The sequence below is a fragment of the Janthinobacterium sp. ROICE36 genome, assembly GCF_002869965.1.
GTDB lineage: Bacteria > Pseudomonadota > Gammaproteobacteria > Burkholderiales > Burkholderiaceae_D > Janthinobacterium.
Genome location: NZ_PEBS01000010.1, coordinates 20,262 through 43,065 on the forward strand (window position 1 = coordinate 20,262; position 22,804 = coordinate 43,065).

The 22,804-nt window shown below is 62.7% G+C and carries 20 protein-coding genes; 10 read left to right on the forward strand and 10 right to left on the reverse strand.

Features of this window, described 5'->3' with window-relative positions; all coding sequences use genetic code 11:
• Positions 1–67: 67 nt before the first annotated feature.
• Positions 68–394 carry a FlxA-like family protein gene (locus CSZ94_RS06150; protein WP_102120702.1) on the forward strand — a complete coding sequence of 109 codons (327 nt, stop codon included), beginning with the start codon at positions 68–70 and terminating at the stop codon, positions 392–394.
• A 29-nt stretch (positions 395–423) separates the two neighbouring features.
• Here CSZ94_RS06150 and CSZ94_RS28495 read toward each other — a convergent pair whose 3' ends face one another.
• Genes CSZ94_RS28495 through CSZ94_RS06160 form a run of 3 tightly spaced genes read right to left on the reverse strand, consistent with a single transcriptional unit; the run spans position 424 to position 2,620 of the window.
• Complete coding sequence (locus CSZ94_RS28495) at positions 424–1,161, reverse strand: sensor histidine kinase (RefSeq protein ID WP_258000804.1); 738 nt, start codon at positions 1,159–1,161, stop codon at positions 424–426.
• The gene (locus CSZ94_RS28500) at positions 1,158–1,928 is read right to left on the reverse strand and encodes a hypothetical protein (RefSeq protein ID WP_258000805.1); all 771 of its coding nucleotides are present in this window, start codon (positions 1,926–1,928) and stop codon (positions 1,158–1,160) included. The genes CSZ94_RS28495 and CSZ94_RS28500 overlap by 4 nt, the downstream gene beginning before the upstream one ends.
• Positions 1,929–1,930: 2 nt before the next feature.
• The gene (locus CSZ94_RS06160) at positions 1,931–2,620 is read right to left on the reverse strand and encodes a response regulator transcription factor (protein ID WP_102120703.1); all 690 of its coding nucleotides are present in this window, start codon (positions 2,618–2,620) and stop codon (positions 1,931–1,933) included.
• 193 nt (positions 2,621–2,813) lie between these two features.
• Between CSZ94_RS06160 and CSZ94_RS06165 the strand changes: the two genes are divergently transcribed.
• From CSZ94_RS06165 to CSZ94_RS06170, 3 genes are read left to right on the forward strand one after another with little or no spacing between them, the layout of a single operon-like run.
• Positions 2,814–3,308, forward strand: coding sequence for a Spy/CpxP family protein refolding chaperone (locus CSZ94_RS06165; RefSeq protein ID WP_102120704.1), 495 nt, complete (start codon positions 2,814–2,816; stop codon positions 3,306–3,308).
• Positions 3,309–3,338: 30 nt separating this feature from the next.
• Complete coding sequence (locus tag CSZ94_RS28505; RefSeq protein ID WP_258000806.1) at positions 3,339–3,464, forward strand: hypothetical protein; 126 nt, start codon at positions 3,339–3,341, stop codon at positions 3,462–3,464.
• A gap of 2 nt (positions 3,465–3,466) precedes the next feature.
• Positions 3,467–4,306 carry a dioxygenase family protein gene (locus CSZ94_RS06170; protein WP_102120705.1) on the forward strand — a complete coding sequence of 280 codons (840 nt, stop codon included), beginning with the start codon at positions 3,467–3,469 and terminating at the stop codon, positions 4,304–4,306.
• Here CSZ94_RS06170 and CSZ94_RS06175 read toward each other — a convergent pair.
• Entirely contained in the window at positions 4,303–5,742 is a 1,440-nt protein-coding gene (locus tag CSZ94_RS06175) for a DUF1501 domain-containing protein (RefSeq protein WP_102120706.1), read from the reverse strand. The two genes, CSZ94_RS06170 and CSZ94_RS06175, sit on opposite strands and share 4 nt — an antisense overlap.
• Before the next feature lie 10 nt (positions 5,743–5,752).
• Positions 5,753–7,555, reverse strand: coding sequence for a DUF1800 domain-containing protein (locus CSZ94_RS06180; RefSeq protein WP_102120707.1), 1,803 nt, complete (start codon positions 7,553–7,555; stop codon positions 5,753–5,755).
• 355 nt (positions 7,556–7,910) lie between these two features.
• Here CSZ94_RS06180 and CSZ94_RS06185 point away from each other — a divergent pair, with 355 nt between their 5' ends.
• Positions 7,911–8,153 carry a hypothetical protein gene (locus CSZ94_RS06185; RefSeq protein WP_146009747.1) on the forward strand — a complete coding sequence of 81 codons (243 nt, stop codon included), beginning with the start codon at positions 7,911–7,913 and terminating at the stop codon, positions 8,151–8,153.
• Here CSZ94_RS06185 and CSZ94_RS06190 read toward each other — a convergent pair.
• The 3 genes from CSZ94_RS06190 to CSZ94_RS06200 all read right to left on the reverse strand — a co-directional run bounded on the left by CSZ94_RS06190 (position 8,150) and on the right by CSZ94_RS06200 (position 11,917).
• Positions 8,150–10,414 (reverse strand): arginine/lysine/ornithine decarboxylase, encoded by a 2,265-nt coding sequence (locus CSZ94_RS06190; protein WP_102120709.1) that lies wholly within the window; start codon positions 10,412–10,414, stop codon positions 8,150–8,152. The genes CSZ94_RS06185 and CSZ94_RS06190 overlap by 4 nt on opposite strands.
• A 250-nt stretch (positions 10,415–10,664) precedes the next feature.
• Positions 10,665–11,150 (reverse strand): dihydrofolate reductase, encoded by a 486-nt coding sequence (locus CSZ94_RS06195; RefSeq protein WP_102120710.1) that lies wholly within the window; start codon positions 11,148–11,150, stop codon positions 10,665–10,667.
• Complete coding sequence (locus CSZ94_RS06200) at positions 11,147–11,917, reverse strand: alpha/beta fold hydrolase (protein WP_258000807.1); 771 nt, start codon at positions 11,915–11,917, stop codon at positions 11,147–11,149. Before CSZ94_RS06200 ends, CSZ94_RS06195 begins: the two co-directional genes overlap by 4 nt.
• Before the next feature lie 225 nt (positions 11,918–12,142).
• Here CSZ94_RS06200 and CSZ94_RS06205 point away from each other — a divergent pair, with 225 nt between their 5' ends.
• The 4 genes from CSZ94_RS06205 (at position 12,143) to CSZ94_RS06220 (ending at position 17,864) form a co-directional block, all read left to right on the forward strand.
• Positions 12,143–12,718 carry a TerD family protein gene (locus tag CSZ94_RS06205; RefSeq protein WP_102120712.1) on the forward strand — a complete coding sequence of 192 codons (576 nt, stop codon included), beginning with the start codon at positions 12,143–12,145 and terminating at the stop codon, positions 12,716–12,718.
• 76 nt (positions 12,719–12,794) lie between these two features.
• Complete coding sequence (locus CSZ94_RS06210) at positions 12,795–14,048, forward strand: TerD family protein (RefSeq protein ID WP_102120713.1); 1,254 nt, start codon at positions 12,795–12,797, stop codon at positions 14,046–14,048.
• 9 nt (positions 14,049–14,057) lie between these two features.
• Positions 14,058–15,392: a VWA domain-containing protein gene (locus tag CSZ94_RS06215; RefSeq protein WP_102120714.1), complete on the forward strand. Its 1,335-nt coding sequence runs from the start codon at positions 14,058–14,060 to the stop codon at positions 15,390–15,392.
• A 186-nt stretch (positions 15,393–15,578) separates the two neighbouring features.
• Positions 15,579–17,864, forward strand: coding sequence for an outer membrane beta-barrel family protein (locus tag CSZ94_RS06220; protein WP_102120715.1), 2,286 nt, complete (start codon positions 15,579–15,581; stop codon positions 17,862–17,864).
• Here CSZ94_RS06220 and CSZ94_RS06225 read toward each other — a convergent pair.
• Together CSZ94_RS06225 and CSZ94_RS06230 are read right to left on the reverse strand one after the other, a co-directional pair.
• Positions 17,861–18,904 carry an SMI1/KNR4 family protein gene (locus CSZ94_RS06225; RefSeq protein ID WP_102120716.1) on the reverse strand — a complete coding sequence of 348 codons (1,044 nt, stop codon included), beginning with the start codon at positions 18,902–18,904 and terminating at the stop codon, positions 17,861–17,863. The genes CSZ94_RS06220 and CSZ94_RS06225 overlap by 4 nt on opposite strands.
• Positions 18,904–19,878: a thymidylate synthase gene (locus CSZ94_RS06230; RefSeq protein WP_102120717.1), complete on the reverse strand. Its 975-nt coding sequence runs from the start codon at positions 19,876–19,878 to the stop codon at positions 18,904–18,906. Before CSZ94_RS06230 ends, CSZ94_RS06225 begins: the two co-directional genes overlap by 1 nt.
• Before the next feature lie 157 nt (positions 19,879–20,035).
• Between CSZ94_RS06230 and CSZ94_RS06235 the strand changes: the two genes are divergently transcribed.
• A complete protein-coding gene (locus tag CSZ94_RS06235) occupies positions 20,036–22,789 on the forward strand; it encodes a bifunctional diguanylate cyclase/phosphodiesterase (RefSeq protein WP_102120718.1) in 2,754 nt (917 codons plus the stop codon).
• Positions 22,790–22,804 lie beyond the last annotated feature (15 nt).

A 22,804-nucleotide genomic window follows, 5' to 3' on the forward strand; every position in this document is an offset into this window, starting at 1 on the left:
ACCCGCAGCACTACATCCGTGCCCATGCCTGCCGTTAACCTTGGTATCGACACACTCGGGAGGCATCATGGTAGCGGCAATCGGTTCAGGCAGCGCAGTCGGCACAGTCGGCGCCGCCAGTAGCGCCAGTTCGGGCAGCAGTTCGCAGATCGCGGCGCTGCAAAAGCAGATCACGGCGGCGCAAAAGCAATTGACGGAAACGCAGAAGGGCACGCAGACGGACGCGTCGCAAAAGCTGCAGCAGCAGTTGGCGCAGCAAATCCAGGCCTTGCAGGCGCAAATTGCTCAGTTGCAAGCGGCAGCGGCGCAACAGGCGGCGCAGCAAGATACGGCGACGAGTCCGGCCAAATCAAGCGCGTCCACCCTGGGCAACATCATCGATACGCAGGCGTAACAGGGTCTCGGGCACTACCCGCCGCCAGCTCAGCCTGGCGTTTTGACGGGCAACAGCATTTCCACGCACAGCCCGCCACCGCTGCGCAAGCTGGCCCCGATGCGCCCGCCGTGGGCACTGATCACGTGCTGGGCGATGGCCAGGCCCAGGCCATGGCCGTCCGTGCTGTGCTGGGTATGGCTGGCGCGGAAGAACGGCTGGAAAATGTTGGCCAGGTCGGCGCTGCCCACGCCGGGTCCCCGGTCTTGCACGGCGATGCGCAAGCAATCATGCTGGCGCGACAAACTTACTTCCACCGTGCCGCCATCAGGGCTGTGCTTGACGGCATTGCGCACCACGTTTTCCACGGCGCGCGCCAGCAGTTCCGGCCGCCCCGTGACAGCGGTCTCGGCGCTGGCCGCGTCGCCCGCCAGGGCGATGTCCACCTGGCGCGCCTTCGCTTCGTAGCGCGCGTCTTCCATAATATCGTGCAACAGGTCGGCGATGCCGACGTCTTCGCTGAGGGGCGAGCCGGCGCCCGCTTCCAGCCGCGACAGGGTCAGCAGTTCGCCGATCAGCTTATCCATGCGTTCGCTTTCGCGCTCGATGCGCTGCATCGAGGCGTCCATCTTGTCGGGCTGCTGGTGCGCCAGGCCGATGGCGGCTTGCAAGCGCGCCAGCGGCGAGCGCAGTTCGTGCGAGACATCATGCAGCAAGCGCGTCTGGCTATCCATGAGGCTGCGCAAACGGCCCGTCATGCGGTCGAAATCGCGTCCTAGGTCCGTCAATTCATCGCCGCGCTTGCCGTTGGCGTGAAGCGGGGCGCCAGGTCGCCGTGCGAGGCGGCTTCGAACGCTTGCCGCAAGTCGCGGATGGGGCGCGAAAAATACCAGGCCAGCAAGAAGGAGAACAGCAGGCTGGCGGCGATGGCGGCGGCCAGGGGAATGAAGGTGCGGTAGGGGCTGTCCATGCGCGGACCGGGCGGAATGCCGCCCATGCCACCCATCTCGCGCGGCGGGCCGCGCTGGTAGTCGGGGTGCGGCGGCGGCATGTCGGGCGCCTCGGCACGGGGGGCGCTCATGACGCGCGGGCCGCTCAGGGTGACGGCGTTGAGTGTGTCGCGCGCGGCGCTCGCCTCGGCAGTGCGAAAACGGACGGACGAGGGCAGGAACAGCAGGTAGTGCGTGCCGTCGCTGCCGCCGACCTCGCGCACCACGGCATGGGGCGAGCCTTGCGCCAGCAGCGCGCGCGCCTTGCCGAGCATGGCCGGATGGACTATGCGGCCCATCAATTCTTGTCCTTGGGCATCGACGGCAAACACGCGCATGCGTTCCATCTTGCCGAGAAACTGCTGCAAGGCCTTGCTGCCGCCTGCTTCCAGCGTGGCGCTGGCCGCTTCGATGGCCATCTGGGCGGGCGGGCTGGTGTCGATGTCGAGGGCCCGTTCCTGTTGCGCCGCCCGGTTTTTCAGCCAGAAGGTACCGCCGATGCCGATGGTGGCCGTGACTTGCGCCAGCATGATGCACAGAAAAAACTTCCAGAACAGACGGCCCACGCTTACTCCTTGATCAGCTGGTAGCCGAGACGGTACACGGTTTGCAGGCAGGAACGGCCGTCGGCCAGGCTGCCCAGCTTGCGGCGCAGGCTGCTCAAGTGCACGTCGATATTGCGGTCGAAGCGTGCCATGGGCCGGCCCAGGCCCAGTTCAGACAATTGATTCTTGCTCACGGGCTTGCCTGCATGGCGCACCAGCACTTCCAGCAGGTTGAATTCCGTGCTCGTCAGCTCCAGGTGCGCGCCGGCCCAGGCGGCGCGGCGCTGCTCGGGCCACATCGTCAACTGGCCCACGGCCAGCGGCGCCAGGCCCGAACTGTCGTGCGGCGCCGCTTGCGAACGGCGCAGGATGGCGCGGATGCGCGCCGTCAGCTCGCGCGGCGTGCACGGCTTGGTCACGTAATCGTCGGCGCCCAGTTCCAGGCCCACGATGCGGTCCGTATCGTCGCCGCGCGCCGTCAGCATGAGGATGGGCAAGTTGCTGCCGGCGCGGATGCGGCGCAGGGTTTCCAGGCCATTCATGCGCGGCATCATGACGTCGAGCACGGCGATGGCGTACAGGCCCGTCAGCGCCTCGGCCGCGCCGCTTTCGCCGTCATGCACGGCGCGGGCCTCAAAACCTTCCTGCGTCAGGTATTCCTGGAACATGCCGACCAGTTCCACGTCGTCATCGATTAATAAAACCTTGCTCATGCCTGTGCTTTTTTCGGGTGAATATCGCCCGATGATAGCAGCCATAGGGGGCTGATCAGGGCGTTTTTACCCGCTTTTACATACGTCTGCTTACCATCGCGGCCCTTCCTTTACACGCTTTTACGCGGCCCTAACGTTGCTTTACATGCCAGACGCCGACAATCAGGGTTGATCGCCACGAAAGGAAAGCCCGATGAAATACCTGAGTATCGCCGTATCCCTGTTGCTGTTGTCCGCCTGCAGCATGCCGCTGCTGGCACTGGCCCAGCAAGACTCTGCACCGGACGACCCGTTAGCGCGCGCCATGCCTGGGCCGCCGCCCGGCCTTGGCCACGGCCCCGGCGGACCCGGCCTGCCGCCTTTCCTGCACGGCATCGACTTGAGCGAGGCGCAGCAGGACAAGGTCTTCGCCGCCACCTACGCCCAGGCGCCCTTGCTGCGCGAACAGGAAAAGATCGCTTTCAAGGCGCATGCGCAACTGCGCGAGCTGGCAGGATCGAGCGCCTACGACGATGCGAAGGCCAGCGCACTGGCGAACACGGCGGCGCAAGCCATGGCGACAATCAGCTTGCAGCAGGCGCGGCTGGAGCAACAATTGCTGGCCGTGCTGACGCCCGAGCAGCGTAAGCAAGCGCAGCAGCGGCGCGACAGCCGCCAAGTTCCACGCCGCCCCCAGCGCCTCCCGTAAACGGCACGCGCGACCACAGGGAGAGTCAGCATGCGCATCCATGTCTTGCATCCGGGCAGCAGCTTGCAGGCGCTCTCGCGACAGGCGACACAGGTGCTGTTCCTGTGCGCCAGTCTGAGCCCCGCCTTGGCGGGTTTGCCCCACTTGTTGGAATAGGTATGGACTTACATGATGACGGTCTGGCATCCGACCTCGAAATGATGCGATGGGCGGCTGAGCGGCGGCAAGTCCTGCGCTGGCTGCTGGCCGGCGCCACCACCTTGCCCCTGATCAGCTGCGGCGGCGGTTCGGACGCCAGCGGCACGGCGGCAGGCAGCGGCGCCGGCACCGTCACGCTGCCGACGGCGGGCGCCTGTCCGGTGATCCCCGATGAAACGGGCGGGCCGTACCCGGCCGATGGCACGAACACGAATGGCGGCAGCATCATCAATGTGCTGAACCAGTCGGGCGTGGTGCGCAGCGATATTCGCGCCAGCTTTAACGGCGCCACGGGCGTGGCGGTGGGCGTGCCTTTGAGCATCAAGTTGCAGTTGCTCAACGCCAGCGGCAGTTGTGCCAGCCTGGCCGGCTATGCCGTCTACCTGTGGCATTGCGACCGCGACGGCCTGTATTCGCTGTATTCGAGCGGCGTGACGGCGCAAAATTACCTGCGCGGCGTGCAGGAAACGGACAGCGCCGGCAAGCTGGTCTTTACGACCATCTTTCCTGGCTGCTACGCGGGACGCATGCCGCACGTACACTTCGAGGTCTATCCCAGCCTGGCCAAGGCGGCCAGCGCCGCGAATCGCCTCAAGACGTCGCAGTTCACGTTCCCGATGGCAACGTTAACCGAGGTGTACACGGCCAGCGGCTACACAGCCAGCGCGCGCAAGCTGGCAGAGATCAGCTATGCCACCGACAACGTCTTCAGCGATGGCACCAGCCTGCAGATGGCCACGGTGACGGGCAATGCCAGCGATGGCTATGTCGTCACCCTGATGATCGCTGTCAATGGTTAAGTTGTCGTCATGAAACCCAGGTCGCGCCGGCTGAAGTTGCCGATATTCGGGAACACGTCGGCCAGCTGGCTATCGGCCACGCCGAACCACGTGGCCAGAGTGGCGCCGTACTGGTCGACGGAGGTGGTCGGCAGCAGGGCGCCGGAACCCACGTCCAGCGCATGGCCCAGGCCAGTGGCGGGGAAGGCGCCGTAGATGTCGCGGCCCTTCACGGCGCCGCCCACGACAAAGTGGTGCGCACCCCAGCCGTGATCCGTGCCATCGCCGTTGCTGCTGAAGGTACGGCCGAAGTCCGATGCCGTAAATGTCGTCACCTGGCGCCGCACGTCGGCGCCCTGCAGGGCCGCCAGGGTGGCGTCGAAATACGCCAGTGCGTGCGCCAGGCGGGCCATCAAGTCGCCATGCAGCTCCTTCTGGCGGTCATGCGTGTCGAAGCTGCCCAAGGTCACATAAAACACTTGCCGTTTCGCTCCCAGGGGGCCGCGCCCGCCGATGATGCGCGCCACCGTCTGCAATTGCACGGCCAGCTGGTTGACGCCGGACACGCCCGTGTTCGGGTTGACATAGGGCGGCGGATTCGGCACGCCGCCCGCGCCGGCCGCAAGCATGGCGCCGCTCAGCACGCTCTGGCTGGAAATCGCGCGCTGCACGACGGCCACGTGTTCCTGTTCGATCAGGTCGCTGCCCGCATCGTTGACGATGGCTTGCAGCGCACCCGCGCCGCCCGTGCTGCCATACAGATTGCCGCTCAGGCCGCGGATAGGCACGGCGCCTGCCTGACCCACCTGGAATTGGCGCACCTGGCGCCCGCTGAGGAAGAGGCAGTTGCCCGAGGCGGAAATGGCCGTGAACATGGCATTCGTATTGAGCGAACCAGCCACGTCGGCCACCCGGCCGCCCCAGCCCACGCTGGCCCCTTCCGGCGAACCCGATTGCCACGTCGATTGCTGGTCATTGTGCGAAAACAGCTTGGGCGGCAAGGCCACGCTGCCCGCCTTGTACTGCGCCAGGGTGGCGGGCTGGATCAAAGTGCCAACATTGGCCACGATGGCTGCGCGGCCATTGTCGAACAAGTCTTTCAGCGGCGCCAGCTGGGGATGCAGGGCGAAGGTGCGGCCCGTTTGCGCTGTAGCAGGCACCACCGGCAATACGCCGCCCGTTTCGCCGACGCCGGGCAGGTGGATGGAATCGGCGCCGCCAGTGTTGCGCAGGCGCGAGTATTCACTCCATGATGTGAGATCGGTGGCCAGCACCGTGTTGAAGGCATCGTTGCCGCCTGCCATGAACAGGCACACCATGGCCTTGTAGTCGCCGGCCGATTGCGCGGCGGCGTTGCCCATGGCGGCCAGATTCAGGGCGAAGGGGGCGGCCGTAGTACCGGCCAGGCTCAGCATGGAGCCGAGGAAGCGGCGGCGGGAAAATGGAAGATTTTGCATAGGATCGATCTTATTTTTGCACCAGGTAGGCTGGCGAGGCCATGGTCAGGAAAATCGCCAGCTTGACGCGGTTGGCCTGGGCCGTGGCAATTTGCGTGGCATTGCTGGACGTGGCGGTTGGGATGCTGATGCCATTGACGGCGGTCAGGATTTGTCCGCGCAGTTTGGCGGGCATGCTGCCATGCATCAGGAGCAGGTTTATGCGCTCGAGCAGGGCACCGGTGTCGCTGGCCAGCGCCAGTTCACGCGTGTAGTCGGGCTTGATGTCGCGGCTCTCGCCCACGCCGCTATTGACAGCATCCTGCATGAAGTTCAGATAGCCCGTCACTGACGGTTCAGCCGTGATCTGCAGTTCCGGCGCCACCAGGCCCGCACCGGCCAGGGCGGAATTGGGCGGCGTATAGGCGGGGCGGAAAAAACTGAAGACGGAAGGCGGATTCAATGGATTCTGACCCAGGCCGCTCAAAGGGTCGTCGAGGTAATAGAGTTTGTAGCGGCCGCCAGTTGGCTTGGCGTCGAAGGCACGCATCCAGCCAGCCAGGCGCAGCAGCGGCTCGCGCAACTTGCCTGTGCGCAAAGTGGTGCCGTTTGGGGCCAGCGCCTCCGGGTCGAGCAGCACGGCGCGGATGATGGCTTGCATGTCGCCGCGCACGCCGCTGCCATTGTTGGCAAAGGCGGCCGCCACGCGTCCCATGTAGGCGGCACTGGGATTGCTGCTGACCAGGCGCTGGATCAGCTGGCGGGCAAAGAACGGTCCCGCATTGGGATGGTTGAACAGGGTGTCGAGCGCCAGTTTGAGGTCGGCCTGGCCGCTGCTGGTACCGGAAATGCTTTGGCCCAAGAAGCGTTTGTCTCCGCTGGAATGATAAGCCGCGTAATTCTGCATCGGCTTCCAGTCGCGGTCGGGATCGGGCGTGCCGCCATAGAATCGCGTGGCGCTCTGATCCGGTCCGGCCCAGCTCCAGCCGGTAAATACACGCGCCAGGCCCGCTACGTCGTCGTGCGTGTAAGTCTCGGCGGGTTTGCCGCCGGACAGTTTCAGGCTGCCATCCGGATTCAGCTGGTACAGCCCGATGGTGAATAGCTGCATCACTTCGCGCGCGAAGTTTTCATCGGGCGTGCGCGTGGCCGACTCCTTCTGGTTGCGGAGGTGGGACAGGTACAGCCCCATCATCGGATGCAGGGCGACGCCCTCCAGCAGGTCGCGGAAGTTGCCAAAGGCATGCTGGCCCAGCATGTCGTAATAGCTGGCCACGCCACGTACCTGCGGCTGTACGGAGTCGTTCTGCATGGAAATGACGAAGATTTCTGATAAGGCAAAGGCCATGCGCTGGCGCAATTGGTCATCGCCGCGGATCCCTTGTTGCCAGAACGTTTCGTAGAACGTCCTTAAACTGCTGCGTTCCCCACCGGCGGCCTGCGCTGCCAGCATGGCATCGATATATTGGCGATGCAAGGTTTGCGACTTGGAAAACTGCGCGCGGAACCAGGCGTCGCTGTCGCTGGCAGCCAGGGCATCGATGGCCGGCATGTTCGCTCCGAACGTGGCGCGGCCCAGGAAGCGCGATGCTTCCTGGCGCGTGAAGCTGGTCGCTTGCTTGGCTGGCGGCGTGGTCAGGGGTGGCGGCGCAACGGTATCGCCCGGCGTGGAGCCAGGGACTTGCGGATCGCCGGGGGCGGTGGTCGCAGGCGGTACGACCGAGACCTCCGGGTTCTGGGCGGAGCCGGCCTTGCCGTCGCCGCCACCGCCGCAGGCGGCAAGTAGGCTGAACAATGTGATGGCGAGCAAACGGCGCAAAGTAAGGTCTATCATCTAGTTTCTTCCGGGCAATTAAATTCTGGCCCGTTTATTGTAGGGCCTGCCTACCAAAAAGCTGTTTTCAATTAAGCATTTGCATGTTGTCTACATTTATTTCTGATGCCTGTTGTCGTATAAATGACGTCATTTTTGACGATGTAGCGCGAAATTTGTGTGTTGCAAATGAAAAATATTTTTTCGCGTTCAGCGTCGCTGTGGCGGATAGGCGACGTAATCGTTCCTGCCAATTAAGCTTGTTTGAACGCTCATCTTGACAAGGAAGCTCGCTGCTCTGGAAACGATGGTTTTTACGCTAACGGCGACATGCCGTGCGCCGTACTGCCCGGTTCTTTGCTTACCGCTGGCTTGCATGCCATCCCCGCAGGGTGCTTTGCCGCAGGCGCTCAAGCGGCGCGCAGCAGACAGCCTGGGCCTGGAAGTGCAGGGATGTAAGATGGAAGGCAAGCAATTCGACCCGGCGCGCCAGGTCACCCATCTGATCGAGGCCGTTCATATGGCGTTGGCGCAAGCGTGCGCGGTGGCCCAGCATGAAAAACGCCACCTGAAAGGTGGCGCTAAGAGTGGCAGTTCAAGCAACGACGAGGTTTTTTAGACGTTTTCGTCCAACTTCACGCAATCCACGAAATAGCCGCGCTTGCCATCGACTTCGCGTTTCACGAGGCCATGCACATCCGTCTCGAAGCCGGGGAAGCGCTCGTTGAAGTCGCGCGCGAAGCGCAGGTAGTCGACGATGGTCTTGTTGAAGCGTTCGCCCGGGATCAGCAGCGGAATGCCCGGTGGATACGGCGTCAGCAGGATGGACGTGATGCGCCCTTCCAGTTCGTCGATGGCCACGCGCTCGATTTCGCGGTGCGCCATTTTGGCGAACGCGTCCGACGGTTTCATGGCCGGGATCATGTCCGACAGATACATTTCCGTGGTCAAACGCGCCACGTCGTAAGCCTTGTAGAAATCGTGGATTTGCTGGCACAGGTCGCGCAAGCCCATTTTTTCGTAGCGTGGATTGGCCGCCGCAAATTCCGGCAGGATGCGCCACATCGGCTGGTTCTTGTCGTAGTCGTCCTTGAACTGCTGCAAGGCCGTCAGCAAGGTGTTCCAGCGGCCCTTGGTGATGCCGATGGTAAACATGATGAAGAACGAGTACAGGCCGCATTTTTCAATGATGACGCCGTGCTCGGCCAGGTATTTGGTGACGATGGACGCGGGGATGCCCGTTGCGCCGAACTGGCCATCCAGCGACAGGCCCGGGTTGACGATGGTCGCCTTGATCGGGTCGAGCATGTTGAAGCCGGGAGCCAGGTCGCCGAAGCCGTGCCAGTCATCCTCGGCGCGTATCATCCAGTCTTCCTGCTGGCCCATGCCTTCGTCGTTGAAGCTGTCCGGACCCCACACCTGGAACCACCAGTCCTGGCCCCATTCCTGGTCGATCTTCTTCATGGCGCGGCGGAAATCGAGCGCTTCCATGATCGATTCTTCCACCAGGGCGGTGCCGCCCGGCGCTTCCATCATGGCCGCAGCCACGTCGCAGGAGGCGATGATGGAATACTGTGGCGAGGTCGAAGTGTGCATCAGGTAAGCCTCGTTGAAGGCGTCCTGGTCCAGCTTGACCGTATCCGATTCGCGCACGAGGATTTGCGAAGCCTGCGACAGGCCGGCCAGCAATTTGTGCGTGGACTGGGTCGAGAAGATCATCGATTCCTTGGCGCGCGGACGGTCCTTGCCGATGGCGTGCATATTCTTGTAGAAATCGTGGAAGGTGGCGTGCGGCAGCCAGGCTTCATCGAAGTGCAGGGTGTCGATCTTGCCGTCCAGCATTCCGCGCAGGGTTTCCACGTTGTAGATCACGCCATCGTAAGTCGATTGCGTGATGGTCAAAATGCGCGGCTTCTTGTTCTTCGCTTCGCGCGCGAACGGGTTGGCTTCGATCTTGCGGGCAATGCTTTCCGGCGTGAATTCGGCCAGCGGGATGGGGCCGATGATACCCAGGTGATTGCGCGTCGGCATCAGGAACACGGGAATGGCGCCGCACATGATGATCGAATGCAAGATCGACTTGTGGCAGTTGCGGTCGACGACGACGATGTCGCCCGGTGCCACGGTCGAGTGCCACACCATTTTGTTCGAGGTCGAAGTGCCGTTCGTAACAAAATAGCAATGGTCGGCATTGAAGATGCGCGCCGCATTGCGCTCGGACGCGGCGACAGGGCCCGTATGGTCGAGCAGCTGGCCCAGTTCCTCGACGGCGTTGCAGACGTCGGCGCGCAGCATGTTTTCACCGAAGAACTGGTGGAACATCTGGCCGATCGGCGACTTCAGGAAAGCCACGCCACCCGAGTGGCCGGGGCAGTGCCACGAGTAGGAACCATCGTTGGCGTAGTGCACCAGCGCGCGGAAGAACGGTGGCGACAGGCCGTCCAGGTAGGATTTCGCTTCGCGGATGATGTGGCGCGCGACGAACTCGGGCGTATCTTCGAACATGTGGATGAAACCATGCAGTTCGCGCAGGATATCGTTGGGGATATGGCGCGAGGTGCGCGTTTCGCCATACAGGTAAATCGGGATATCGGCGTTCTTGTAGCGGATTTCTTCGACAAACGCGCGCAGGGACTTCAAGGCATGGTCGGTTTCCTCGACCGAACCGGCACCGAATTCTTCATCGTCGATCGACAGCACGAAGGCCGACGCGCGCGATTGTTGCTGGGCAAATTGCGACAAATCGCCGTAGCTGGTCACGCCCAGCACTTCCATGCCTTCTTTTTCCATTGCGGCGGCAAGGGCGCGAATGCCCAGGCCGGACGTATTTTCAGAACGGAAATCCTCGTCAATGATGACGATGGGGAAACGAAATTTCATGCATGTCTCCAAAAAAGCAAGCCGCCCCTGACGCAATGGAGGGGCGGACTAGGGCGCGACTTCAGGCGGTAGTACAAGCCGGCAGCCGCAGAAAAAAAATAAGAACGGGATTCTCGCAGAAATGCGGCGTCTGCGGGAAAAAAATATCGTAGCAAAACGTCAAACGCTTGCGCTAGCGTGACGCAACGGTGTGACAGGGGTATTACAGCAACATTCTGGCTCGATCTCTATCTCTATCTATATCACCTTATCAGGCTTTGCGTTCCAGCGTGACAAAGGCGTACGGCAGGCCGGATTGCTCCGAGACCTGCGCTTCGCGCGCGGTTTCTTGCCACACGGCATGATCCACGGCGGGGAAAAACGCGTCGCAGTCAAACGTCTGGCCGATTTCCGTGATGATCAAACGCTGTGTCAGGGGCAGTGCCTGCTTGTAAATCTCGGCGCCGCCGATGACATAGCCTTGCGCGCCGTCGAGCAGCGCGATGGCCGCCTCCACCGACGACACCGCTTCCACGCCCTCATGGCGCCAGTCCGGGTTGCGCGTGATGACGATGTTGCGGCGGTTCGGCAGCGGGCGGCCGATGGAATCGAAGGTCTTGCGGCCCATGAGGATGGGGTGGCCCGTCGTCAGGCGCTTGAAGTGCGCAAGGTCTTCCGGCAATTTCCACGGCAGGGTGTTGTCGATGCCGATACCGCCTTGCTGGTCGGTGGCGACGATGATGTTCAGATGGCTCATGGATTCTGTGAAAAAGGTGGGGGCGATGCCCGATGCCCGTCATTATCGTTGAAATTGCCTGCCGCCTCCAGATGCGCGCGCATGGCTTGTGCCAGCGCGCCTGGTGCTTCCAGCGGTATCATGTGGCCCGTGTTGTCTTTTAGTACGTGCAGGGTGGCTTGTGGCAAGCGGGCCGCCATGGCACGCAGGTCGTCGGGGTTGACCAGCTTGTCTTCTTCGGCGCCCACGATCAGCACGGGGAAATCGAGTTCCGGCAAGCGCGCCATCAGGTCGGGGCGGTTGATGGTGGTGAGAAATTGTGCCAGCAGCACGTCCTTGCCCAGGTCCAGCCCCATCTGCTGGATCAGTCCCGTGATGGCGACATCGTTCAGGTGCGTCGGGTGCAGCAGTTCGCGCAGGCGCTGGCGCGTGATGCCCGCATAGGCGTTGCGTTCGAGCATGGTGACGATGCGCCGGCGCGCGCTCATTTCAGCCGGCAGCAAACCTTGGGCGGAGTTGGCGATCAAAGTGAGGGACTTCACGCGCTGCGGGTGCGCCAGCGCATGTTCGAGCGCCAGGTAGGCGCCCAGCGAAAAGCCCACCAGATGCGCCTGCGGGGCGCTGTGGCTGGCAATCATTGCCTGCATCTGCGCGCGCGTGCACGCCTGGTGCAAGGGCAGGTGTTGCACATGAAAGGCGTCGCCCAAGGCAGGCGCCAGGCGCGACCACAGGCGCTCGTCGCACAAGGTGCCGGGAATGCAAACGAGTCGTATCTTTGTATTGTTCAACGATAAGCCTGGTACAGGATGGTGAAAATTTTTCTCGAGCGGCATTATCCGTCATTCTGGCCAGGAGGGTCGTGACGCAGTCCTTTCTGTATGGCATTATTTTCAATAGTGCGCGGCTGGCAAGCCGGGACTTTATGGTAGGCTCATGGCTCATCAAGCCGGGGTGCCGGCGACGTGACCTGTAACACCGAATGCAACCCCCACATTAATTAAAAAGGAATTACCATGGCGATCAGTTTGCAAAAAGGCGGCAATGTCAACCTGAGCAAGGAAGCTCCTGGCTTGAAGAAAATCGTGATTGGCCTGGGCTGGGACCCGCGCGCCACCGATGGTGCCGCTTTCGACCTGGACGGCAGCGCCTTCCTGCTGAAAATGGATGGCAAGTCCCGTTCCGACGCCGATTTCATTTTTTACAACAATCTGAAGTCGCTTGACGGTTCCATCGTCCACGCGGGCGATAACACCACGGGCGGCGGCGATGGCGACGACGAGAAAATCGCCGTCGACCTGGCCAACGTGCCGGCTGACATCGACAAGATCGCCGTGGCCGTCACGATTCACGACGCGGAAGCCCGCAAGCAGAACTTCGGCATGGTGGGCAAGGCCTACATCCGTTGCCTGAACGGTGACAATGGCGCGGAAATCGCCCGCTACGACCTGTCGGAAGACGGCTCGACGGAAGCGGCCATGATCTTCGGCGAAATCTACCGCGCCGGCAGCGAATGGAAATTCAAGGCCATCGGCCAGGGTTTCAAGGGTGGATTAGGTCCTCTGGCCCGTTCTTTCGGCATCAATGCGTAAAAAGTAGTTGTTTGCGTAAATGTACCGGGTGGCACCGCTGCCCGGTTCTGTCTCTCCCTTCTTTCTCCCTGACTCCATGGAAAACCTGATCAAGGGGCAACGTCTTGCGCTGTCCGGCCTCGTCACGGGCAATGTCGTGCAACTGGGTCTCGCCAGTGCGGGCGTGCCGCTGGACTTTGCCTGTTTCGGCCTCGATGCCGCCGGTAAATTGTCCGACGACCGCTACATGACCTTCTTTAACCAGCCGCGCACGCCGTGCGGTGGCGTGGAAACATCGGCGCCGTCCGGCGATGCTGCCGGTTTCAGCTACCAGCTTGAGCGTTTGCCGGCCTCCATCGAGCGCCTGGTCGTCACGGCCGCCATCGAAGGCGCGGCTACCATGGCGCAGCTGGCCAGCGGCTATGTACGCTTGCTCGACGGCGGGCGTGAGCTGGCCCGCTACGCGTATGCGGGCGTTGATTTTGCGCAAGAAAAAGCCGTCATGCTGGGCGAGTTCTACCGCAAAGATGGCGGCTGGCGCTTCATGGCCGTGGGCCAGGGCTTCAATGGCGGCCTGGACGCGCTGGTCGCGCATTTCGGCGGTGTCGTGGCGCAGGCCATCGTTGAACCCGTGCCGTCTCCCAAGATTTCCTTGTCGAAAATCTCGCTGACCAAGGCGGGCCAGACGCACAAGGTCTCGCTGGAGAAGGGCGCGGGCGCGCCGAGAAAACTCATCGTGAAGGCTACCTGGGTCGATAACGGCGATGGCGACGAGGATAACGACGATCTCGATTTGCGGGTCGGCATTCTCTTGCCGAACGGCCAGATGCGCTTCATCCAGGCACCCGATAAGCCCGGCAACTTCGATGCCATGCCCTATGTGCGTCACCTGGGCGATGTGGCGGGCGCGTCAGGCAAGGAGCCGGCCACGGAAACGGTGGAAGTCAATCCTGCGCTGGCGCAACATTACGGCGGCACGGTGGGCCTGGTCTTCAGCGTGTATTCGGCGCTGGCCAACGGCGCCGTCCCGGTGGCGTCCATGCGCCCGAAAATGGTCATGCAATACGGCGAGCAGATCGTCGAATGCGCGTTCGACTTCCGCCTGTGCAAGGCGGCCGAAGACGATACGGTCTACACCTATGTGATCGGCATGGCGCGCATCACGCCTGACAGCATCATTCTGGAGCCGTCGGGCAAGACGTCGGAGCCGGGCAGCGAAGCGACGCCGTGGCTGAGCTGGCAGGGCGAGAACCTGCAGCTGGCCTTCAACGGTCCCGTCGTCTTCAAGGGCGAGGACAAGGATGATGAAGATGATTTCAATGCGGACAATCCGCGCCGCTACATTGCCTAGGAGGCACTGATGGAAACTCTTGCCAAGGGTCAGCGCTTGCCGCTGGCCAATCTCGTTCCCGATGGCGTGCTGGAAATCGGCGTCGCCGCGCAGGGCCTGGCGCTCGACGTGGCGTGCTTCGGCCTCGATACGGCGGGCAAACTGTCCGACGAGCGCTACATGACCTTTTTCAACCAGCCGCGCACGCCGTGCGGCGGCGTGGAAGCGCGCGCCGGCAGCGGTGGCGACATGGCCGCGTTTGCCTTGCAACTGGCGCGCTTGCCGGCCGGCATGGACCGGCTCGTCGTGACGGCGTCCATCGATGGCGGTGGCGTGATGGCGCAGCTGCAATCCGGCTACGTGCGCCTGCGGGCGGGCGGGCGCGAACTGGCCCGCTTTACCTTTGCCGGCTCTGATTTTGCGCAAGAAAAAGCCGTCATGCTGCTTGAACTCTACCGCAAGGATGACGGCTGGCGCTGCATGGCCGTGGGCCAGGGTTTCAATGGCGGCCTCGATGCGCTGGTGCGCCATTTCGGCGGCGAAGTCGACCAGGCCGCGCCTGTTGCTGCTGCAGCGGCATCGGCAATGCAGCAGGCGAAGATCCAGCTGGAAAAGCGCGTCGAGCGCGAGGCGCCACAACTGGTCAGCCTGGTCAAGCAGGCTGGCGTGTCGCTGCAAAAAGTGGGCTTGTCGGAGCATCGCGCCAAGGTGTGTCTGTGCCTGGATATTTCCGGTTCCATGGGGCGCTTGTACAAGGAGGGGCTGGTGCAGCGTTTTGCCGAGCGCATCCTGGCCCTGGGCTGCAAGTTCGACGACGATGGCGAAATCGATGTTTTCCTGTTCGGCAAAAATGTCCACCATCCGGCGCCCATGGCATTGAGTAATTGCAACACTTACGTGGGGCAGGCGATCACCCGTCACCCGTTGGAAGGCGACACGCGCTATGGCGCCGCCATGCAGGCGATACGCGCATTTTACTTCCCCGACGCGGCCGGCGGCGAGCGCACGCGGCCCGTTGCTGCCGAGCTGCCCGTGTACGTGATGTTCGTCACCGATGGCGGCACCAGCGACCAGGCGACAACGGAGAAGCAATTGCGCTGGGCCAGCAAGGAGCCCATCTTCTGGCAATTCATGGGCATCGGCAAGGGGCGCAAATCGAAAAGCAAGTTCCTCGCCGCCTTTGCCGATTCCGACTTTCCCTTCCTGGAAAAGCTCGACGAATTGCAGGGCCGCCTGGTCGACAACGCCAATTACTTTTCCGTCAGCTCGCCGGACGAACACAGCGATGCGGAACTGTATGACTTATTGATGACGGAATATCCGGGCTGGCTGAAACTGGCGCGCGGCAATGGCTTGCTGAGGTAGCGTAAAGGTCATCCGATGAGGCTGTACGACCACAAGTGCAAGAGATTTGTAAATTGAAGTAAATAACAATGGTTCGCATTTGCTTTGCTGAATGGAGTCGTGGCATGCTTTAACTATGCCCATACCTGTGCCCTCACGCTGCGGCGTAGCGCCTCATCCGTAGCGTCTCGATTATTTTGTAGCCAAATGCATAAAATCCTTTTCCACTGTCTGGCGGGCGGTAGCCTGCTGGCCACCGGCGCCGCTGTCCAGGCGCAAACTGTCACCGGCGATACTGTCGTCAAGCCCGCACCAGCACCCGTATCGGCCAAGGCGCCTGCCGCCGATACTCCCCCTTCCGTCAGCGTGACGGCCGAACGTCCTACTGGCCGCATCGACCGGCAAGTCTACGACGTCAAGTCCGACGTGGGCAGCAGCAATGGTACGGCGGCCGATGCCTTGAACAATGTGCCGTCGGTGGCTGTCGATCCCGACGGTTCCGTGTCCTTGCGCGGCAGCAGCAATGTGCAGATATTGATCGATGGCAAGCCATCGGCCATGCTGCAGGGCGATTCGCGCGGCGCCACCCTGAACGCCATGGCGGCCGACGATATCGAGTCCGTGGAAGTGATCAACAATCCCGGCGCCCAGTTCGGCAACGAGGCCGGTGGCGGCCCGATTTTGAACCTGGTGATTCGGCGCAACCGCAAGCCGGGCGGTTTTGCCACCGTGAATGCGAATGCGGGCATCGCCGGGCGCTACAACAGTTCCGTCTCCGGCAGCTACAACGAAGGTCCCTGGGGCTACCAGGGCGGCATCAATGTGCGCCATGACGGCCGCAACTCCGTCGCCGAGGTCAGCCGCGAGCGCCTGGAACGCCGGGCGCCCGGCATGGGCGCCTTCGCCCCCAGCAGCCAAAGCGCCACCAGCACTGGCTTGAATGACTCGCTGGGCTTGCACGGCACCGTCAATTACAACCTGAACACGAACGACACCCTGGCCGCCAGCGTGTCGTATAACGGGCGCAGCAACGACCAGCGCTCGCTCGACCGCTACCTCAATGGCGACAGCACTGGCAATCTCATTGGCGATTATGTGCGCAGCACCGTGCGTAATGGCGACAGCCGCAACACCAGCTGGGGCGCACGCTACGATCACAAGGGAGCGGTGCCGGGCGAAACCCTGAAGATCGACTTGCGCGTGTCCTCGTCGACCAACGAGAGCGACAGCGATTACGCCAACGCCTACACGGTCGCGCCCGTGTATGCCTTCGACAGCCGCGCGCGCCAGCACAGTGAAACGGGCAACCGCATCGTCGACTTCAGCGGCGACTACGAGCGTCCGCTGGCGGGCGGCACGGTCAAGCTCGGCTACAAGGTGGCCGACAACCAGAGCAGCTTCGACACCCTGTACACGGACATCAACCCGGCCAGCCTGGCGGCAACCGTCAACCCCATGCGCAGCAACCGTTTCGAGATGGATGAGCGCACTGTCGCGCTGTACGGTTCCTACCAGATGCGCCTGACAGAGCGTTGGGGCGCGCTGGCCGGCTTGCGCGCCGAATACACGGACTTGAACGTGCGCCAGATCACGGGCGGCGTCGAGGTGGGCAACAATTACGTCAACTACATCCCCAGCCTGTTTGCCACCTATAAAGTCAGCGACGAGAGCAATCTGCGCTTCAGCTATGCGCACCGCCTTCGCCGCCCGAGCGCGGGCGACCTGAACCCGTACGTGGTGTACCGCGACGAATTCAATGTGTCGGCCGGCAATCCCAAGCTGAAACCCACACAGACGGACGCGTTCGAGATCGGCTATGAAACGAAGATCGCGGGACTGGAAAGCAGCTTGCGCGCCTACCACCGGCGTGACACGGACGCCATCGTCGATTACCGCTATTTTATTAGCGATAATGTGCTGCTGACGACGCGCGAAAACGGCGAAGGCAGCCATTCGAGCGGCCTGGAATTCAGTGTCAGCGGCAAGCTGACCCCATCCTTGACCCTGAACACGAGTGGCAATCTGGCGCGGAGCCAGCAAATCAGCTCGGACGACCTGGGCAACCGCAGCACGCGCACGGCGAATGCCCTGAGCGGCCGCGCGCGCCTCAATTACCAGATCAATCCGGCTAACCAGCTGCAACTGGCCCTGCAAATGCAAGGCAAGATGCTGTCGGGACAGGGCTACCGCTCGCCGAACAACACGCTGAACCTCAGTCTACGCCACACGGCGACGCCGCAATTGAGTCTGGTCATGAACGTGACCGATGTGTTCAGCAGCAACAAGATGGAAACCGTCATCAATAGCGCATCCCTGCGCGAGACGAGCACGCGGCGCTTCGACGGACGCATGATTTATGTGGGGCTGTCGTATCGCCTCGGCGGCGCCACCACGGCGGCGAAAGAAGGCGAACGCGAACCGCGCTTCGGTCCGCCGGGCGGACGGGGGCCAGGCGGCCCCGGCCCGGGTGGGCCGGGAGGCGAAGCAGGCTAGGCCGCCAGCGCGATCTGGTGCAGGAAGGCGATAAAATCGTCCGTATGGAGCTCGAAGCGCCATCCGCCCGTGCCATGTTCGGCGCGGTACACGGGCAAGTCGCCGTCGATGCTTCTTTCTTCCAGGTGCACGCAGTACGGGTCTCCGCCCGCATCGGCAATCACCACGAGCTTCGGCGGCCAGGCAGCGATTGTGTGATGCTGCACGGCATGGACTGAGTAGCCGTGCTGGGCCTTCACCAGCTCGGCCGCGCCGTACAGATGCAGGCCCTGGGGAAAGCACTTGCCATCGACATGCACGCGCAGCGGTGAATACCATTCCAGGAAGCGGCGGTATATCTCCGGCAAGACCCAGTGCGCGTCGATGGTGGCCATGTCCTCGGCGCTGGCGACCGTCAGCCAGTTCGACGGTTGCGCCAGGTCCTGTGCGTGCTGGCGCCGCAGCGCCAGTTTTCGCTCCAGGAAGGTGGCTGCCATTTCCAGGCGCGAAAGCGGCTGGGTCAGCGTGTCATGCGTGGCGGGCGCCTTGTAGCCTGCACCCTCAGGGTAGCCGTCCGCTTGCCAGGCCAGCACGGCGCTTAGTCGCAGCTGCTCTGCCTTCCAGTGGCCGGGATCGGACGGCAAGCCCTGGTCAAACGGCTGGCGGCTGAATACGGCCAGGCTCTTGATCGCCTTGGCGCGCACTTCCAGGCTGGTGGCGCCGGACGCTGCCAGCGCCACCAGTGGCGCATACGCATCCACGCCTATACTTTTCAGCAAGCCGTCGATGCCCCAGTACGCCAGTTTGGGCTGCTCCAATGCCCAGGCGAAAAAGGCCGCGTGTTGACTGCCTTCCACCAGGTGCACGATATCGCTCATCAAAAAACTGCGCCAGTGCAGTAGTTGCCCATCGCGCGCATACGCCGTCAGAATATCGAGCACGGCCAGCCGCTCGTCGGGCGCATGCTTTTTCAGCAGGCGCTCCTTCAGCCGGGCGAACTTGCTGCCATCCGTTTCGTCAAACAGCTTGCGGTGCAGGGCGGCCAGCGGTGCGACCGCCATCAGACGGCCATCGCCGCCTTGATGGGCGCATGGTGTTCATAGCCTTCCAGCGAGAAATCCGACGGTTCTATCTTTTCCAGCCATTCCGGCTCGTACTTGCCCGTTTTCGCATAGTCGGGCACGCGCTCGGAAATGACGAAACGCGGCGCGGGGAAGGGTGTGCGCTTCAATTGCTCTTCCACCATCTCGAGGTGGTTTTCATAGATGTGCGCGTCGCCGATGAAGTACGTGAACCAGCGCGGCGTGTAGCCCGTCAGGCGCGCCACCAGGTGCAGCAGGGCCGCGCCTTCGGCGATATTGAACGGCGTGCCCAGGCCGATATCGTTGCTGCGCACATATAAACACAGGGAAATTTCGCGCGTGCTGGCGTTCGGGATGAACTGGTACAGCAAATGGCAGGCGGGCAGGGCGACGGCGTCCAGCACGGCCGGGTTCCAGCCGTGGAACAGGATGCGCCGGCTGCCCGGGTTCGTCATGATGGTATCGAGGCACTCGCGCAACTGGTCGACGGCCTTGTAGAGCAGCACTTTTTGCACGCCGTCTTCAACGATGGGGGCGACCAGCGCGTAACCGTTCGCTTGCGCGTCGGCAATCTGCGCGGGCTGGGCGGCATCGAGCAGCTTGTAGGCAGGCCATTGCCGCCATTGCACGCCATACACGGGCCCCAGGTCATCCTCGCCTTCGCGGTAGGGATTGGCCAGCCATTGCGCATTTTCGTTGGCGTTCTGGTCCCACACCTTGCAGCCCAGCGCGCGGAACTCTGCCGCGTTGCGCGAGGCGCGCAAAAAGGCGCACAATTCGCCGATCACGGATTTGAAAGCCAGTTTCTTGGTTGTCACGGCTGGGAAGTTGCCGTTGGCCAAGTCGAAACGCATCATGGCACCCGGCACGCTCAGGGTGCGGATGCCCGTGCGGTTGTCTTGCCAGCTGCCCGTTTCGAGCACGGTCTTGATCAAATCTTGATATTGCTGCATGTATTTCTCCAACGGTAAGGATGGTGATTGTAACGCAGGCGCGACAGCCGGGCTGCCGTCCGCACACATAAATGCGCTGCCGTTTCACCTGCAAACATGACTCTGTGGTAATTTGTGTGTCCTTAAAGAAATACATAGAAACGGCAGATGCTGGACCATGTTCTTGCGACAATTTGTAAATAATAATAACGCCGCCGTGGTGGAGATGAGCAGGGCCGATTTTCTGAAGGCCAACTTGCGCCTGATCCTGGCGTGGCCCTTGCTGGGGCTGGTCCTGTGCACGGTACTGTGGACGGCCACCTTGCTGCAGCTGGAGGCGGAAAAAAAGGTGGCGCAGCAGCAGGCGCTCGACAGCGTGTCTTCACAGTCGAAGGCCTATAGCCAGTACCTGCTGCGCACCCTGGAGCAGATGGACCAGCTGACCTTGCAGCTCAAGTATGAGTGGGAAAATTCGCGCGGCCGTTTGCGCCTCGATCAATTGAAGACGCAGGGCATGTATGCCTTGCCGCAATTTGCCATCGTCGCCATCCTCGACCGCAAGGGCCACCCCGTGACGGCCACAGCGCCGCTGCAGCGCCTGCGGGTCAACGAGCGCAGCGATTTCCTGCTGCGCCATTGGCGCAGCAATTCCAGCGCGCTGCGCATCGCGCTGGGACGGGCCAATGCAGCCAGCGAGGTCACAGTGCCGGGCGCCGACGAAAGCCTGGTGCACTTCACGCGCCGGCTGGAAGACGAGGATGGCAATTTTGACGGCGTGCTGCTCGTTTCCCTTCATTCCAGCTATTTTTCCGAATTCTACAATAGCGTCAATTTCGGCAAGTTCGGCATGTCCGCCATGGTGGGCGAAGAGGGCGAGCTGTTCAGCACGCGCCTCGGTGCGCGCGTCCTGCCCATGCAGAACGGCCAGGGCACGCCGTTTCTCGACACCAGCTTCCTGGAAACGGAGAGCGGCGCCATGCATTCGGGCGGCAGGATCGCTTTTTCCGACAAGCAAAGCCGCTATGTGGGCTGGCAGGCGCTGAAAGCCTATCCGTTTACGGCCATGGTCGGCCTGTCGGACGGCGAAATGCTGCATCCCTACGAGGAAACGCGCACCATATATATCGGCATCGCCCTGGCCGTCACCGTGCTGCTGCTGGCCTTTGCCGCCGTCGCCACTGTGCTGTCGCTGCGCCTGGCGTGGCGCCACCACCAGTCCGAAGGGGTGCGCAACGCCTACCGCATGGCGACCGAAGGCACCAGCGATGGCTTTTACATCATTGCCGCCCTGCGCGGCGAGGATGGCAGCATCCTCGACTTCGAGATCGTCGACTGCAACGAGCCGGGCGCCGGCTACTTCGGCGTGCGCCGCGAACAATTGCTGGGCATGCGCTTTCAGTCGCGCGCCCATGAGCCGTATTTCCGCGACCTGATCCATAACTACCGGGCCGCCATGCAGTCCGGCTTTTCCGAAGAAGAAATCGAGTTGCCGGAAGGCAATCCTTTCAAGCTGCGCTGGATACGCCGGCGCCTGGTGCGCAGCGGCGACCGCCTGGCCGTCACCCTGCAAGACATCAGCACGGCCAAGGAGCACGAGCGCGACTTGCGCCGCCTGGCCAATGAAGATGGCTTGACGGGCTTGCCCAACCGCTACTGGCTGCAGCAATTCCTGCCCGGCGCCCTGGGGCGCGCCGCCATTGCCGGGCAGATGCTGGCGCTGCTGTTCATCGACCTCGACGGTTTCAAGGATATCAACGATACGCAGGGCCACGCCGAGGGCGACAAGGTGCTGCGCGCCGCGTCGCTGCGCCTGAAGGCCGTGCTGCGGCCGGGCGACCATGTGGTGCGCCTGGGCGGCGACGAATTCGTCGTCGTGCTCAACCCGGTGGAGGACGATAGCCGCGCCGAACAAGTGGCGCAGCGTATCGCCATCGCCTTCGACGAACCGTTTTACCTGGGCAGCGAACGCCACAAGATGGGCGCTTCGATCGGCATCAGCCTGTATCCGCGCGATGGCGCCGAAACGGAAGTGCTGCTGAAGAACGCCGATATCGCCATGTATGCCGTGAAAGTGGCAGGCAAGGGCCATCACCGCTTCTTCCAGCCCGAATTGTTCGAGACCATCCGCAACCGCCGCGAACTGGAGCAAAGCCTGGTGGCGGCGCTGGAGCAGGACCAGTTTCTCGTCGTCTACCAGCCGCGCGTCGACGCCATGAGCGGGCAGCTGTGCAGCATGGAGGCGCTGGTGCGCTGGCAGCATCCGCAGCATGGCATGGTGCCGCCGCTGGAATTCATCCCCGTGGCCGAGAGCAGCGGCCTGATTTCGCAGCTGGGCGAAGTTGTCATCGAGAAGGTGTGCCTGCAGATGGCGCGCTGGCAGGCCAGCGGGCTGGAACTGGTGCCCGTCTCCATCAACGTCTCGGCGCGCCAGTTCGGCCGTGGCGACGTGCACCAGGTGCTGGCGTCGGCGCTGGCGCGCCACTGCATCGATGCGCGGCTGATCGAGGTGGAAATCACGGAATCGGCCATGATGGATGAGCAGAACCGCGCCGTGGAACAGTTGTCGGCCATCCGCGCGCTGGGCGTGCGCCTGTTGGGCGACGATTTCGGCACCGGCTATTCTTCGCTGTCGCAACTGCAGAAATTCGCCATGGATGGCTTGAAGATCGACCGCGCCTTCACCATGGAACTGGGCCGCTCGGAGCAGGGTGAAGTCTTCGTGCGCGCCATCCTGTCGATGGCGCATGCGCTGGGCATGAGCGTGGTGGCCGAAGGGGTGGAGACGCGCGAGCAGCTCGATATCCTGCGCGCGCTGCAATGCAACGAAGTGCAAGGCTATTTCATCTCGCGCCCCGTGCCGGCCGAACAGATGCTGGCGCTGATGCTTCAGCGCTTTCTGATACCGCTTCCAGCCCCCGTGCTGTCGGCCTGAGGCCCCACGATTGGC